Raw genomic sequence first — 13,486 nt, forward strand, 5'->3', positions numbered from 1 at the left:
CACCGATTCGGCCGGAAGACCGGTCCGACAACAGAAACGCGGTGACGGCATGGGCTGGATAGTGGCGGTGATCGCCGCCGCCGCTGCCGTGGCGGCAGCGGTCCGCGCACAGAACTCGGCGCGCGCCGAACGCATCGCCGCGGCCCGCGCCGAGCTGGCCGAACGTCAGGCGAAGGCCGCCGAGGCCCGGACCGCGGCCCTCACCGACGAGATCCGCCAGCTGGCCCGCGAGCGGATACCCGCCGCCGCGCTCGCCCTCTCCCACCCCACCGCCAAGGTCCCCGGACTGCGGGAGGCGGCCGAGGTCGACGGCGGCTCCGCGCGGCTGCTCACCGAGGCGGTGCAGGCCGCCCGCGCCGCCGTCGTCGAGGAGCGGGGCCGGGTCGACGCGGCCGCCCGCGCGGCGATGCGCGGCACCTCCGCCAAGATCCAGTCCCTGCTCAACCAGTCCCAGCAGCTGCTGCACGAGCTCCAGCACGAGTACGACGACCCGCGCATCCTGCAACTGGACTTCCGCAACGAACTGGCGCTGCGACGCACCCAGGCCACCGCGGTGCTCTGCGACGCCTGGCCCGGCCTCGCCCGCCAGAACTCACCGCTCGTCGAGATCGTGCTCGGCGCCCAGTCCCGCGTCGCCGGCTACGAACGCATCAAGGTCGCCAACCACCTGCGCGACGAACGGCTGGCCCTCGTCGCCCGCGCCGCCGAACCCCTCGCCATCGCCCTGGCGGAAGTCCTGGCCAACGCCACCGCCTACTCGCACCCCGACACCGATGTCCAGGTCACCCTCCAGCAGAGCGGCGGCCGGGGCGCGTTCCTGGTGGTCGACGACGCGGGCATCGGCATGGACAGCGACGCGCTCGACCGGGCACGGGCGCTGCTCGCGGGCCCGCCCGAGGTCCTGCTGACCGAGCTGGGCGATCCCCCGCAGACCGGCTTCGCCGTCGTCGGCCGACTGGTGCTGCAGTACGGCTTCAACTGCCACATCGAGGAATCGCCGTTCGGCGGCATGCGCACGATCCTGCGCGTCCCCGCCCATCTGCTGACCGTGCTGGAGGACGACCGCAGCCTCTCCGCCCTCGCCCCGAAGCCGGTGCGGAAGCAGGCCACGCCCGCCGTCCCCGCCCCGACCGAGCAGGAGACCGCCCCCGTGCCGCAACCCGCCGCCGGCGAGGCACCCGCGCTGCCCAGCCGACGCCGACGCGCACCACGCCCGGCCCCGGTCCGCGCCGCCTCCGCCGCCCCGGACCTCGAACAGATGCCCCGTACACCGGAGCAGGCCGGGGCTTCCTGGGCGGCACTCCAGCAGGGCACCCTCAACGGCAGAAGCGTCGCCGGACCGCCGTCCGCACCCGCACCGGACGACCACGACCACCCGGACGACCGGGACGACCAAGGAGACGACCAGACGTGAGCGCCCCCACTTCCACCACCGGCGACCTCGCATGGGTGCTGACCCCGCTGCTGGAGCTGCCCGGAGTCCAGCACGCCGTGGTCGCCACCGGTGACGGCCTCGTCGAGGGCGCCTCGCCCGGCCTGGACCGGGCCTCCGGCGAACGGGTCGCCGCCATGACCGCCACCCTGCACGCCGCGGCCCGCGCGTTCACCACGGCCTTCACCGACGTCGAGGCGCCGCAGCTGGCCCAGACCGTCGTCGAGTCGGACCAGGGCTTCGCCATCGTCGTACCGGCCGGGAACAACACCACGCTCGCCCTGTTCGCGGAACCCGGGGCCAAGCTCGGCGACATCGCGTACCAGATGCAGGTGCAGGTCACCGCCCTGACCCGGGCGATGAACGCACCCGCCCGCCGGCCGGACACCGACGCCCGGCCATGACCTCCGGCCCGGGTCGCCGTCTGATACCCCCCTACCTGGTCACCGGCGGCCGGACCCGGCCCGCCGGTCCCGCACTCGACCGGCTCGACATCCTCGTGCGCGCCGGCACCGAGCTGCCCCAGGACACCGGCTCGGAGCAGCGCAGACTCTGCGAGCTGCTCGAACCGGGGGCGCTCACCGTCGTCGAGTGCGCGGCCCACCTGGACCTGCCGGTCAGCGCCACCGTCTTCCTGGCCACGGACCTCGCGGCCGCCGGACATCTGCACACCCGACCGCCCGTCCCCAGCGCCGGGGAGATCGACCGGTCGCTCGTCGAGAGGCTGCTCGTTGGACTCCGCTCCCTCCACTGAACGCACCGGCGTCGGCTATCTGCCGCCCGCCGCCCGGACCCTGATGAAGATCGTCGTCACGGGTCCGTTCGGCGTCGGCAAGACCACCCTGATCCGTACGCTGTCGGAGATCGCCACGCTCCACACCGAAGAGGCGATGACCCAGTCCAGTACCCGGTTCGACGACACCGCCGGACTGCCGGACAAGACCACGACCACCGTCGCCGTCGACTTCGGCCGGCTCACCGTCCTGGACGACCTGGTGCTCTACATGTTCGGCACCCCCGGCCAGCAGCGGTTCCTGCCGCTCTGGGAGGACATCGCGCGCGGGGCGCTCGGCGCACTCGTACTGGTCGACACCCGCAGGCTCGCCGACTCCTTCGCAGTCATGGACATGGTCGAGGAGCAGGGCCTGCCGTACGCGATCGCGGTCAACCGTTTCCCCGACGCCCCCGCCCACACCGACGAGGTCCTGCGCAAACACCTCGACCTCGCCCCCGAGACGCCGCTGGTGCAGTGCGACGCCCGCGAACGCCGCGGCAGCATCGACGCGCTGATCGCGCTGGCCGAGCACGTACTGACCCGGATGCCCCGGCCCGAGGACCCGTCATGACACCGTACGTACAACCGCCGGAACCCCTCGCCCTGTACGGTCCGGAGTTCGCCGCCGACCCGCACGACCACTACCGGCGGCTGCGCGAACACGGCCCCCTTGCGCCCGTCCGGCTCGCCCCCGGCATCGACGCCCTGCTGGTCACCGACTACCAGGCCGCCGTCGATCTGCTCCGCGACACCCACACCTTCACCAAGGACCCGCGCGCCTGGCAGGCCACCGTCCCCGACGACTCGCCGATCCTGCCCGTGCTCGGCTACCGGCCCACCGCGCTCTTCAGCGACGGCGACGTGCACGCCCGCTACCGCGACGCCATCAACGACAGCCTCGCCCTGATCGAACCGCACGTCCTGCGTGCCGAGGTCACCCGGGTCGCGGGGCGCCTGATCGGCGAATTCGCCGCCGACGGCAACGCCGATCTCATCGCCCAGTACGCCCGGCGGCTCCCGCTGCACGTCTTCGTCACCTGGTTCGGCGTGCAGCCGGGCGACGGCGAACGCATCGTCAACGGCATCGCCGGCATGTTCAACTCCGCCGAGAACGCCACCACCGCGTACGCCGACCTCGTCGACGTCGTCACCGAACTGGTCGCCGCCCGGCGCGCCCGGCCGCGCCGCGACCTCACCTCGTACCTTCTCGGCCATCCGGCCAATCTGGACAACGACGAGACCGTGCGTCAGATCACCCTGATCATGAGCGCGGGTCACGATCCGACGACCAATCTGATCGGCAACGCGCTGCTGCACATGCTCACCGACACCCGCTACGCCGGGTCGCTGCACGGCGGCGCGATGACGGCCCACGAGGCGATCGACGAGGTCCTCTGGCAGGACCCGCCGCTGGCCAATCTCGCGGCCCACTACCCGCGGCACGACACGGAGTTCCACGGCGTGCGGCTGCGCGCGGGACAACTCCTCCTGGTCTCCTACGCCGCGGCCAACACCCGTTCGGCGCCCGGCCCTTCGGACTCCGCCGTCCGCTCCGGGGCCAGCGCCCACCTCGCCTGGTCCGCCGGTCCGCACCGCTGCCCGGCCAAGCAGCCGGCGCTGCTCATCGCCATGACCGGGATCGAGCAGCTCACCAGCCAGCTGTGCGACACGGAACTGGCTGTTCCGGCCGATGGGCTGAAGTGGCGTCCGGGCCCCTTCCACCGCGCGCTGGTCCGGCTTCCGGTACGGTTCACCCCCGTCGACATGAGCGCGGAAGCCCACCGGCACAGGACCGCCGGGGAAGCGGCGGACGGGCCGCCGGCGGTGTCGATCGGCCCTTGAACCGTGTCGGTGGTACGCCGAACGGGTGAGTGGCGAGAGAATTGCCGGATGAACAGCGAGCGCAGCCGGCGCAACGCCGACCGAAGCACAGACGGGGTGGTCCGGTGAGCAGGTACGACAGGTACGACGTCACGGACGAGCAGTGGGAGGGGCTTGCCCAGGTCGTACCTCTGCGCAGCCGCAACGAGTGGCCGTCCAGAGTGGACCACCGCACGGTCGAGGAGGCCGAAGCGGCCGAGCAACGGCGACTCGTCGTGCTGCGGGTGCAGGTCTTCGCGGACGCACGGGAGGTGGCCGAATATCTGGTCGCGCAGATTCCGGTGCTGCTCGATCTGACCAGCGCCGAGACGGATGTGGCCAAACGCATCCTGGACTTCACCAGCGGGGTGGTCTTCGGCCTCGGCAGCGGAATGCACCGGGTCGACCGCAATGTCTTCCTGCTGTCCCCGGTCGGCATGGAGGTCGAGGGAGTCACGGCGGCGGGCCTTCCGGGTTCGTAGGAGGGCCGCGGGGCGGGCGGTGGCCGGGGGCGTGCGAGGTGTTCGACGTACTCCGATCGTAGGAAGGTCGTTCAGGCGGAACGGTTCGCCTGAAGGCGGCCTGCATACCGTCCGCCCATGACTGCACTCCGCCCCGAGACCTTCCCGACGCCGTCCGCCGCCCCGACCGTGCCCGGCGGCACGTCCCTCGCCGCACGCACGCCGGTCCGCTCCGCCGGACCCGTCGTCACCGAGCTGCGGCTGTCCGCCTTCGCCTCGCACCGGGGCGCCGCCTTCCCCATCGGCCCGGTCACGCTCTTCGGCGGGCCCGCCGGCAGCGGCAAATCGAGCGCGTTACGGGCGTACGAGGCCCTGGCACGGCTGGGCGGCGGAGACCCGCTGGACGAGGTGTTCCCGGATCCGGCGGCCTGTGTGCCGGAGGGGGCCGCGGCCGATGCGCAGGGCCGCCGCGGCTTCCGGATCGGCTGTACGGCGGACGGTCCGGCCGGGCCGGTGCGGCTGGACGTCGCCATCCAGGCGGAGCCCACCCTGCGCATCGTCGGCGAGCGGCTCACCGGCAGCGGCGAGACCCTGCTCACCACCGCGTTGCGCGACCCGGGGCGCGCCACCGTCCAGGCGGCCTGGCACACGGCGGGAGCGGTCCCCGTGACACGGGCACCGCTGCCGGACGACCGGCTGGGCACGGCCCTGCTGCCGCTGCGGGTCGCGGGCCGGACCGAGGGGCAGTTACGGGTCCTGGCCGCCGCCGAGCAGATGGTGGTGGCCCTGCGGTCGGTCTTCGCGTGCGAACCGCAGCCGCAGTGGATGCGGGCCCCCGTGCATGTCGGTGACGACAGGCTGCGACGCGGCTGCGACAACCTCGCCGCGGTGCTGGAGCGTACCCGCGCGCAGTGCGTCCAGCGCCATGCCCGGCTCGTCGCCGCGGCGCACGCCGGGTGCGCGGGGACGGTGACCGCGCTGGGCGTCGAACGGCTCGGGGACGGATCGCTGCGGGCGATGCTCGGGCGGGGCGGGGGGCGGGCCACCCCGGTCGAGCGGCTCGGGGACGGCGAACTGCGTTATCTCGCCCTCGCCCTGGTGCTGCTCACCGGTCCGGAGGCGGTGGCGGTGGACACCGCGGGGGAGGTGCCGTCGGCCATGCAGACCCTCGCCGTGCTGGCCGACGGACTCGACCGGGACCTGGACGGCGGGCAGTTGCGCGAACTGCTCGCCCTGGCCGTGTCGGTCGGGGCGACCGGGCACCTCAGGCTGATCGGGACGGTCACGGAGCCGAACGCCGAACGGGCCCGGGAGACGCCCGGGGTGACGGTGGTAGACCTGGAGCCGTGACAGAACTCGATGTACAGACCCTGCAGCGACGGCTGGCCGCGTTCGCGGCCGCACGTGACTGGGAGCAGTACCACACCCCGAAGAACCTGGCGGCGGCGCTGAGCGTCGAGGCGTCCGAACTGGTGGAGATCTTCCAGTGGTTGACGCCGGAGCAGTCGGCACGCGTGATGGAGCGGCCCGAGACGGCGCACCGGGTGGCGGACGAGGTCGCGGATGTCCTCGCGTATCTGCTCCAGTTCTGCGAGGTGCTGGGCATCGACGCGCTCTCCGCGCTGTCGGAGAAGATCGAGCGGAACGAGTCCCGATTCCCCGTGCCGGAAGGCCAGGAGTCCACGGAAACGGGTGACCGTCACTCTTCGGAGTGATCAACTTGTCCACAATCGATTTTGTGTCCACAGATTTCCGAATTCCCCTGGCTTTTCGGTACCAGTGACCTCACTGTGGGTAATGGATGAGGTGAGCGGCTTTTCGTACGGACGGGGGAACGCATGGAAGCGGAACGGCTTGTGGGAGTCAGCCGGCGTGCTCTGGCGCAGAGCAGGGGTACGCCGGACATCATCGCGGAGGCCTGGCAGGCCCAGGCGCTGGCCCAGGCGATCGGCAGCCGCCTGGCGGCCGACGGGCCCAAGGAGTTACGGGGAGAGGCGCGTGGGCTGAGCGAGATCGGCGGGCGGAGCAGCGGTTCGCTGGACCACCCGGCGGCGCGGGCCGGGGTGGCGCGGGCCGCGCAGCTCTCCGGGCTGGCCGACCCCCGGGTGACGCTGACCGGGCTGGTCGCACTGCTCGGTGAGGTGGGGATGGCGCTGGTCGGGGTCGCCTGCGAGACCGATGAGCAAGGGCTCTACTGGCAGTGCATGGAGGCGATCGACGCGGCCGACGAGTCGATGGACCGGGTGCACGGAATGCTCCGTCGCCTCGACGAGCACGAAAGGGAGCGGCAGCAGGATCTGGAGCGCGGCCGGGGGCGGGACGGCCCGTACGGCGTGCACGGGGCGACCGGCCCGTACGGCGCGGCCGGCGAGGGCAGTGGGGTCGGCGGGACGGCGGGTACGACGGCGGCCGGCCGGGGCCGCGCAAGGCTCCGGGAGTGACGTGCGGCTTCGGGGACGGTGCCCGGACGGGAGGGGGCGGGTGACTGTACCGGAGTCCGGCGGTGACGGCGCGGGGGAGACGGGAGGAGCGGAGCGACCGGCGGCCGGAGGTGCAGGATGGACGCATGGATCTTCGAATCTTCACCGAGCCCCAGCAAGGGGCCGACTACGACACCCTGCTCACCGTCGCCAAGGCGACCGAGGACCTCGGCTTCGACGCCTTCTACCGCTCCGACCACTACCTCCGCATGGGACCGGGGGACGGGCTGCCCGGCCCGACCGACGCCTGGATCACCCTGGCCGGGCTGGCGCGTGAGACCAAGCGGATCCGGCTCGGCACGCTGATGACCGCGGGGACCTTCCGGCTCCCCGGCGTGCTCGCCATCCAGGTCGCACAGGTCGACCGGATGTCCGGAGGGCGCGTCGAACTGGGACTTGGCGCGGGCTGGTTCGAGGAGGAGCACAAGGCCTACGGCATTCCGTTCCCCAAGGAGAAGTTCGGCAGGCTGGAGGAGCAGCTGGAGATCATCACGGGGCTCTGGGCGACCGAGGTGGGCCAGACGTTCGACTTCGAGGGCACCTACTACCAGCTCACCGATTCGCCCGCGCTGCCCAAGCCGGCGCAGGCCAAGGTGCCGGTGCTGATCGGTGGCCACGGCGCGACGCGCACACCGCGACTGGCCGCTCGCTATGCGGACGAGTTCAACATCCCCTTCGCGTCGCTGGAGGACAGCGAGAAGCAGTTCGGCCGGGTCAGGGACGCGGCAACGGCGGCCGGCCGCGCACCGGACGACCTGGTGTACTCCAACGCCCTGGTGGTCTGCGTCGGCAGGAATGACGCCGAGGTGGCACGCCGCGCCTCCGTCATCGGGCGTGAGGTGGCGGAGCTGAAGGCGAACGGGCTCGCGGGCTCGCCCGCCGAGGTGGTCGACAAGATCGGCCGGTACGGCGCGATCGGCTCGTCCCGGATCTACCTCCAGGTGCTGGACCTCGACGACCTGGACCACCTGGAGCTGATCTCCGCGCAGGTCCGGTCCCAGCTCGGCTGAGCCGACGGGCCGAGGACAGCGCGAGGATCAGGACGGACCGACGGACCGACGGACCGACGGACCTACCGACCTACCGACCTACCGACCGACGGGCCGACGGGCCGGCGGAGAGACGGACCGACGGACTGACGGACTGACAGATGGAGGGACTCACCTGTGTACCCCGCTCACCGGGCCGAGGGCCCACCGCCCCGACGCCCGCCCGTCGGTACGCCGGAGGTTGCGCCTGTCGGTGCGACGGCCGGTACGCCCGGTGGCGCACTCGGCGGCCCGCCCGTCCGTACGCTCGGGCAAGCTCTCGCGGCGGGGCCGGTCGTGCTGGACGGGGGACTGTCCAACCAGTTGGAGGCGCAGGGCTGCGATCTGTCCGACGCCCTGTGGTCGGCCCGGCTGCTGACCGACGGGCCCGGACAGATCGAGGCGGCGCACACCGCCTATGTGCGTGCGGGTGCACAGGTGCTCATCACCTCCGGCTACCAGGCGACTTTCGAGGGGTTCGCGCGGCGGGGGATCGGACGGGCGGAGGCGGCCGAGCTGTTCGCCCGCAGTGTCCGGCTGGCGCGGCGGGCGGCCGGTGCGGTGGAGCGGGACGTCTGGGTCGCCGCCTCGGTCGGCCCGTACGGGGCGATGCTGGCGGACGGCAGCGAGTACCGGGGCCGGTACGGGCTCACCGGCCGGGAACTGGAGCGCTTCCACCGGCCCCGGATCGAGGCGCTGGCCGCCGCCGGGCCCGATGTGCTGGCGCTGGAGACGGTGCCGGACGCCGACGAGGCCGAGGCCCTGCTGCAAGCGGTCGAGGGGTGCGGGCTGCCGGTCTGGCTCTCGTACAGCGTGGCGGGTGACCGTACCCGGGCGGGCCAGCCGCTGGAGACGGCCTTCGGGCTGGTCCGGGGGCACGACGAGGTGGTGGCCGTGGGGGTGAACTGCTGCGATCCGGCGGATGCCGGCCGGGCGGTGCGGGTGGCCGCCGAGGTGACCGGGAAGCCGGTCGTCGTCTACCCGAACAGCGGCGAGCGGTGGGACGCGGGCGGCCGTGGATGGGTCGGTGCCCCCACGTTCGAGCCGGGCAGGGCGAGAGCCTGGCAGGATGCCGGCGCCCGGCTGATCGGCGGCTGCTGCCGGGTCGGCCCGGACACCGTCGCGGAACTGGCCGGGCTGCTCGGCCCGACGGCGGGCGGCGGGCCCATGTAGTGCGCGACGGGGGTGGCAGCGCGTCGCGGCGCTTGCCGGGGAGATGGCTCGGACACGCGAAAATACCTGGTGGGGGCGTGTGGAGCAGACCATACTCAGAGGTGTGTTCCTGACAATCAGCACGACCGGCGACCTGGAACGTCCGGCGACCGACCTCGGTTTTCTGCTGCACAAGCACCCCGAGAAGGCGCAGGCGTTCTCCACCTCACACGGCACCGCGCATGTCTTCTACCCCGAGGCATCCGCCGAGCGCTGCACCGCGGCGCTCCTGCTGGAGGTGGACCCCGTGGCGCTGGTGCGCCGCGGCAAGGGCAAGGGCCGGGGAGGCGCTCCCGACGCGGCCCTCGCGCAGTACGTCAACGACCGCCCGTACGCGGCCTCCTCGCTGCTGTCCGTCGCCATGAGCGCGGTCTTCAAGTCCGCGCTGAACGGGGTGTGCCGTGCGCTGCCCGAGCGCGTGCGGGCGCCGATGCCGTTGCGGATCGAGGTGCCGGCGCTTCCGGCCCGAGGCGGTGCGGAGCTGGTGCGCAAGCTCTTCGGGCCGCTCGGCTGGACGAGCGTGGACGCCGTGGCGGTACCGCTGGACGAGCAGTTCCCGGAGTGGGGGGACTCCCGGTACGTACGGCTGGTCCTCGAAGGCGAGCTGCGGCTGGCGGACGCCCTGCGCCAGCTCTACGTGCTGCTGCCGGTGCTGGACGACGCCAAGCACTACTGGGTCGCACCGGACGAGGTGGACAAGCTGCTGCGCGCGGGCGAGGGCTGGCTCGCCACCCACCCCGAGCAGAAGCTGATCACCAGCCGCTATCTGTCCCGGCGCTGGGGGCTGACCCGTCAGGCGATGCAGCAGCTCGAACTGGTGCGGCTCGCCGAGTCGGACGACCTCGACGTCGAGAGCATCGACAACGCGGTCGACGAGACGACCGACACCGAGGAGAAGCCGGTGCCGCTCGCCGAGCAGCGCCGCGCCGCCGTTCTCGAAGCGCTGCGGGCCGCCGGCGCGAGCCGGGTCCTCGACCTGGGCTGCGGCCAGGGCCAGTTGGTGCAGGCGCTCCTCAAGGACGTGGCCTTCACCGAGATCGTCGGTGTCGACGTCTCCATGCGTGCCCTCACCCTCGCGTCGCGACGGCTCAAGCTGGACCGGATGGGCGAGCGGCAGGCGGCCAGGGTCACCCTCCGGCAGGGCTCCCTCACCTACACCGACAAGCGGCTCAAGGGGTACGACGCGGCCGTGCTCAGCGAGGTGATCGAGCACCTCGACCTGCCGCGACTGCCCGCGCTGGAGTACGCGGTGTTCGGCTCGGCCCGTCCGCGGACCGTGCTCGTGACCACACCGAACGTCGAGTACAACGTCCGCTGGGAGACCCTGCCCGCCGGGCACGCGCGCCACGGCGACCACCGGTTCGAATGGACCAGGGACGAATTCCGCGGCTGGGCCCGGGAAGTGGCGCAGCGGCACGGGTACGCGGTCGACTTCGTACCCGTGGGGACGGACGACCCCGAGGTGGGACCGCCCACACAGATGGCCGTGTTCACCCTGACCACGGCCGGCGAGACCGCGAAGCAGAGCGGGATTCGGACCGAGAAGGAGGCGAATGCCGCATGACCAGTACCGCACGCACGCTGCCGGTGACCGACCTCTCCCTCGTGGTCCTCATCGGGGCCAGCGGCTCCGGGAAGTCCACCTTCGCCCGCAAGCACTTCAAGCCCACCGAGATCGTCTCCTCGGACTTCTGCCGCGGCCTGGTCGCCGACGACGAGAACGACCAGAGCGCCAGCCGGGACGCCTTCGACGTACTGCACTACATCGTGGGCAAGCGGCTGGCGGCCGGGCGGCTGACCGTCGTGGACGCCACCAGCGTCCAGTCCGAGAGCCGCAGGCAGCTCGTCCAGCTGGCCAGAAGCCATGACGTGCTGCCCATCGCGATCGTCCTCGACCTGCCCGAGGAGGTCTGCATCGCGCGCAACGCGGCCCGCCCCGACCGCGCCGACATGCCGCGCCACGTCATCCAGCGCCACCGTCGCGAACTGCGCCGTTCACTGCGGGGCCTGGAGCGCGAGGGCTTCCGCAAGGTGCACATCCTGCGCACCGAAGAGGAGGCGGACCGGGCCGAAGTGGTGCTGGAGCGCCGCTACAACGACCTGCGCCACTTCGGCGGCCCCTTCGACATCATCGGCGACATCCACGGCTGCAGCTCCGAGCTGGAGTCCCTGCTCGGCAAGCTCGGCTACGTCGACGGAACGCACCCCGAAGGGCGTACGGCCGTCTTCGTCGGCGACCTCGTGGACCGCGGTCCCGACAGCCCCGGAGTGCTGCGCCGCGTGATGGCCATGGTGGCGGCGGGCGACGCGCTGTGCGTACCGGGCAACCACGAGAACAAGCTGGGCCGTTACCTCAAGGGCCGCAACGTCCAGCACACCCACGGACTCGCCGAGACCATCGAGCAGCTGGAGCGGGAGGACGAGAAGGACCCGGCCTTCCGCGAGCAGGTGCGGGAGTTCATCGACGGGCTCGTCAGCCACTACGTGCTGGACGACGGCAAGCTCGTCGTCTGTCACGCCGGGCTGCCCGAGAAGTACCACGGCCGCACCTCCGGACGGGTCCGCTCGCACGCCCTGTACGGGGACACCACCGGTGAGACCGACGAGTTCGGCCTGCCCGTGCGCTACCCCTGGGCGGAGGAGTACCGGGGCAGCGCCACCGTGGTCTACGGCCACACCCCGGTGCCCAGCACCTCCTGGATCAACAACACCATCTGCCTGGACACCGGAGCGGTCTTCGGCGGGAAGATGACCGCGCTGCGCTGGCCGGAGCGCGAGCTCGTCGACGTACCGGCCGAGCGGGTCTGGTACGAGCCGGCCAAGCCGCTGGCCACTCAGGCGCCCGGCGGCCGGGAGGGACGCCCGCTGGACCTCGCCGACGTGCAGGGCCGGCGGATCGTCGAGACCCGCCACATGGGCCGCATCGCGGTCCGCGAGGAGAACGCCGCCGCCGCCCTCGAAGTCATGAGCCGGTTCGCCGTCGACCCCCAGCTGCTCGGCTACCTCCCGCCGACCATGGCGCCGACCGCCACTTCGCGCGAGGACGGCTATCTGGAGCACCCGGCCGAGGCCTTCGCGCAGTACCGGGCCGATGGCGTCACCCAGGTCGTGTGCGAGGAGAAGCACATGGGATCGCGTGCGGTGGTGCTGGTCTGCCGGGACGCGGCCGCCGCCCGTGAGCGGTTCGGCGTCGGCGGCACCCCCGGCGCCGGGGGCGGTCCGACCGGGGCGCTGTACACCCGTACCGGACGGCCGTTCCTCGACGACGGCGCGCTCACCGAGGTGATCCTCGGCAGGCTGCGCACCGCCGTCACCGCCGCCGGACTGTGGGAGGAGTGGGGCACCGACTGGGTGCTGCTCGACGCCGAGCTGATGCCCTGGTCCCTCAAGGCGGCCGGGCTGCTGCGCTCGCAGTACGCCGCGGTCGGTGCCGCGTCCGGCGCCGTCCTCCCACCGGCCGGCGCGGCACTCGCGGCGGCGGCCGCCCGCGGTGTGGACGTCGGTCCGCTCGCGGAGCGCCAGCGGGGCCGGGCCGAGGACGCCACCGCGTTCACCGAGGCGTACCGCCGGTACTGCTGGCCCACCCAGGGCCTGGACGGGGTGCGGCTCGCGCCGTTCCAGATCCTCGCCGTGCAGGGCCGCTCGCTGGCTTCCGTACCGCACGACGAGCAGCTGGCCGTGCTCGACCGGCTGGTCGAGCACGACCCGACGGGGCTCCTCCAGATCACCCGCCGGCTCGTCGTCGACACCGGGGACGAGGCATCGGTGCGCGCCGGGGTCGACTGGTGGCTGGAGATGACCGGCCGCGGCGGCGAAGGCATGGTCGTCAAGCCGCTCGCCGCGCTCGTACGGGACGGCAAGGGACGGCTGGTCCAGCCGGGCATCAAGGTGCGCGGCCGGGAGTACCTCCGGATCATCTACGGCCCCGAATACACCCGCCCGGAGAACCTGGAGCGGCTGCGCGACAGGTTCCTCGGCCACAAGCGTTCGCTGGCGCTGAGGGAGTACGCGCTGGGGCTCGAAGCGCTGGACCGGCTGGCCGACGGGGAGCCGCTGTGGCGGGTCCACGAGGCGGTGTTCGCGGTACTGGCCCTGGAGTCGGAGCCGGTCGACCCGCGCCTGTGAGGCGCGTCGGTCAGGCGGCGGAGCGTCGCCGGCGGGTTTCGCGGAGGCGCCGGCGGGTTTTCCGGAGCGATCCGGAGTGATCAACGGAAAACCCGCTGGCGATTCGCAGGGTT

The 13,486-nt window shown here is 72.5% G+C and carries 13 protein-coding genes; all 13 read left to right on the forward strand.

Features of this window, described 5'->3' with window-relative positions; translation table 11 throughout:
* Positions 1-49: 49 nt before the first annotated feature.
* The 13 genes from AADR41_RS00260 (at position 50) to AADR41_RS00320 (ending at position 13,373) form a co-directional block, all read left to right on the forward strand.
* The gene (locus AADR41_RS00260; RefSeq protein ID WP_342279297.1) at positions 50-1,414 is read left to right on the forward strand and encodes an ATP-binding protein; all 1,365 of its coding nucleotides are present in this window, start codon (positions 50-52) and stop codon (positions 1,412-1,414) included.
* Positions 1,411-1,836 (forward strand): roadblock/LC7 domain-containing protein, encoded by a 426-nt coding sequence (locus AADR41_RS00265; RefSeq protein ID WP_342279298.1) that lies wholly within the window; start codon positions 1,411-1,413, stop codon positions 1,834-1,836. The genes AADR41_RS00260 and AADR41_RS00265 overlap by 4 nt, the downstream gene beginning before the upstream one ends.
* Complete coding sequence (locus tag AADR41_RS00270; RefSeq protein ID WP_342279299.1) at positions 1,833-2,186, forward strand: DUF742 domain-containing protein; 354 nt, start codon at positions 1,833-1,835, stop codon at positions 2,184-2,186. The genes AADR41_RS00265 and AADR41_RS00270 overlap by 4 nt, the downstream gene beginning before the upstream one ends.
* Entirely contained in the window at positions 2,164-2,778 is a 615-nt protein-coding gene (locus AADR41_RS00275; protein WP_342279300.1) for a GTP-binding protein, read from the forward strand. Before AADR41_RS00270 ends, AADR41_RS00275 begins: the two co-directional genes overlap by 23 nt.
* Complete coding sequence (locus AADR41_RS00280; protein WP_342279301.1) at positions 2,775-4,049, forward strand: cytochrome P450; 1,275 nt, start codon at positions 2,775-2,777, stop codon at positions 4,047-4,049. Before AADR41_RS00275 ends, AADR41_RS00280 begins: the two co-directional genes overlap by 4 nt.
* 104 nt (positions 4,050-4,153) lie before the next feature.
* On the forward strand, positions 4,154-4,549 hold the full coding sequence (locus AADR41_RS00285; protein WP_266621820.1) for a cell division protein SepF: 396 nt from the start codon (positions 4,154-4,156) through the stop codon (positions 4,547-4,549).
* A 117-nt stretch (positions 4,550-4,666) separates the two neighbouring features.
* On the forward strand, positions 4,667-5,878 hold the full coding sequence (locus tag AADR41_RS00290) for an ATP-binding protein (RefSeq protein WP_342279302.1): 1,212 nt from the start codon (positions 4,667-4,669) through the stop codon (positions 5,876-5,878).
* Positions 5,875-6,243: a nucleotide pyrophosphohydrolase gene (locus AADR41_RS00295; RefSeq protein ID WP_342279303.1), complete on the forward strand. Its 369-nt coding sequence runs from the start codon at positions 5,875-5,877 to the stop codon at positions 6,241-6,243. The genes AADR41_RS00290 and AADR41_RS00295 overlap by 4 nt, the downstream gene beginning before the upstream one ends.
* Positions 6,244-6,366: 123 nt before the next feature.
* Positions 6,367-6,969, forward strand: coding sequence for a DUF6099 family protein (locus AADR41_RS00300; RefSeq protein ID WP_342279304.1), 603 nt, complete (start codon positions 6,367-6,369; stop codon positions 6,967-6,969).
* Between the two features lie 125 nt (positions 6,970-7,094).
* Positions 7,095-8,018, forward strand: coding sequence for an LLM class F420-dependent oxidoreductase (locus AADR41_RS00305; protein WP_342279305.1), 924 nt, complete (start codon positions 7,095-7,097; stop codon positions 8,016-8,018).
* Positions 8,019-8,174: 156 nt separating this feature from the next.
* Positions 8,175-9,209, forward strand: coding sequence for a homocysteine S-methyltransferase (mmuM, locus tag AADR41_RS00310; protein ID WP_446750963.1), 1,035 nt, complete (start codon positions 8,175-8,177; stop codon positions 9,207-9,209).
* Between the two features lie 103 nt (positions 9,210-9,312).
* The gene (locus AADR41_RS00315; protein ID WP_342279306.1) at positions 9,313-10,812 is read left to right on the forward strand and encodes a 3' terminal RNA ribose 2'-O-methyltransferase Hen1; all 1,500 of its coding nucleotides are present in this window, start codon (positions 9,313-9,315) and stop codon (positions 10,810-10,812) included.
* On the forward strand, positions 10,809-13,373 hold the full coding sequence (locus AADR41_RS00320; protein WP_342279307.1) for a polynucleotide kinase-phosphatase: 2,565 nt from the start codon (positions 10,809-10,811) through the stop codon (positions 13,371-13,373). Before AADR41_RS00315 ends, AADR41_RS00320 begins: the two co-directional genes overlap by 4 nt.
* Positions 13,374-13,486 lie beyond the last annotated feature (113 nt).

Origin of the sequence: Streptomyces sp. CLV115, assembly GCF_038448545.1 — a bacterium.
Lineage (GTDB): Bacteria > Actinomycetota > Actinomycetes > Streptomycetales > Streptomycetaceae > Streptomyces > Streptomyces sanglieri.